1 protein-coding gene and 1 pseudogene are annotated in these 1,713 nt (G+C 77.1%); both read right to left on the bottom strand.

Features of this window, described 5'->3' with window-relative positions; genetic code table 11:
- Positions 1-1,185, bottom strand: a 1,185-nt coding sequence (locus tag E1200_RS33150) for an SseB family protein (RefSeq protein ID WP_131956603.1), incomplete at its 3' end; no start/stop codon positions are given.
- 60 nt (positions 1,186-1,245) lie between these two features.
- A pseudogene (locus E1200_RS33145) lies at positions 1,246-1,713 on the bottom strand (hypothetical protein); the annotation flags it as partial.

The raw sequence follows: 1,713 nt of genomic DNA, 5'->3' as shown, positions 1-1,713 counted from the left end.
CCCGCGCACCGGCACGCCGCGCGGATCACCGACGGTCTCCCGCGCCGGCGGAGCCGGGCGGGCGGCGGGCGCCTCCGGCCGCCGCTGCGGGGGAGGGGGCGCCGCGACGTCGCCCGGCGGGCGTGTGGGCGCCGGTGAGGCCGCGGGAGCAGCGGACGGTGGCCTCGGTTCGGTACGGGGCGGCGCCGGGCTCTGCGGGGGTCTGGGCGCCGCCGGAGCGGCGGCCGTCTCGTCGCGGGCGGGCTTCACACCGCGCGTGCGGGCGCGGGTGCGGGTCGACGCACCCGCGACGTGCACGTCGGTCGGCGCCGGCGGCTTCGGCGCGGCGGGCTTGCGCGGCTCCTCCGGCTCGAACAGCGCGTTGGCGTCCAGGTAGGACGCGCTGGGGAGACCGGGGTTGACCGCGAGCTGCCACTCCGGGTGCGGCCAGCGGCGGGACAGCTCCGACAGGGACGCCTCCCGGTGGTGGACCGCCTGGCCCTGCAGGGACCGGTCCATGGCCTCGGGCGAGGTGAACGCCAGCACGAACGTGCCGTCACCGAACTGGGCCGTGGCGAACTGGTGCTCGGCGGCCCCCGGGTCGCCCGGCGCGGGCAGGTACAGGACCGCGCGCGCGAGCAGCTCCAGGTAGCCGCGCTGGTCACCGCGCTCGCGCGCCTCCGTGAGGGCGGTCTCCAGCGACGAGCCGGACGGCCGCCGGGTGCGCCCGGACGCCGACCGGTTCCCGCTCTCGGGGACGGCCAGCGGGATGCCGAGGCCGGGCAGCGCCAGCGGACCGCCCTCGGGACCGGACTTGCTCGCCTGGTAGACGAGCTCCAGCGGCGACTCGATGCCGTACACGTCGCGGAACGCGCCGACCATCAGCCCGGCGAGCAGCGCGCACGCCTCCAGGTGCTCGGCCGTGGCCCGGCCGCCGCGCTCGCGCCAGGTGAGCTGGTGCCACCAGTTCTTGCGCTCCTCCTCGTCCGGCGGTTCCCAGCCGAGCGACCTCAGCCGGCGCTCCTGCCGCGGCGCCAGCGGACGGGGCAGGAACGCGCTGCTGACCGCTTCCGCGTCGAGCACGCCTTCCGCCCTCATCGCCTGCGCGTAGGGCAGCCCGCTGGGTCCCTGCACGATGAGGAACGACGTGACCGGCAGCCGGGAGAGCTCCAGCGTCAGCCGTTTGGCGAAGTCGTTCCAGTCCACTCGGGATCCACTCTCACGTCCGTGGGCGGGGGCCGTACTCGACGGTAGCGGAACGCGGCGTCACTCGGTCCGCGGAGCCTGGACCGCGTCGGCTCTCACCGGCGTCCACGCTCCGCTGACGGCGTCGTAGACCGCGAGAGGCGTCTCCTCACCCTCCCCGGTCCAGTGCCAGAGGCGGGCTCCGTGCGGCACCCGGATCGGGACGCCGGCCGGCTGCTGCCGCGCGGCGGACCGCTTTCTCGCCGGCGCCCCCAAGGGGGCCGCCACCTCCTCCTGCACGCGCTCCGCTTCGGGCTGCACGTGCTCGTGGGGAAGGCGTTCGGGCTGGACGGGCTCGGGCTCGGGCCTCGGCTCCGGCAGCGGGGGCTCCCGTTGCTCCGGCGGCGCCGGTTCGGGGCTCGGCGGCGGCAGAGGGGCCTGCGGCAGCGGAACCTGCGGGACGGGGTCCTGCGGCACGTAGTCCTGCGGCAGGGGGTCCTGCGGCACGGGGTCCTGGAGCAGGAAGTCCTGGGGCACGGGGTCCTGGGG

Source organism: Actinomadura sp. GC306 (assembly GCF_004348665.1).
Lineage (GTDB): Bacteria > Actinomycetota > Actinomycetes > Streptosporangiales > Streptosporangiaceae > Spirillospora.
Note: the sequence above shows the minus strand (reverse complement) of the source record. Positions and strands in the feature narration are given on the sequence as shown.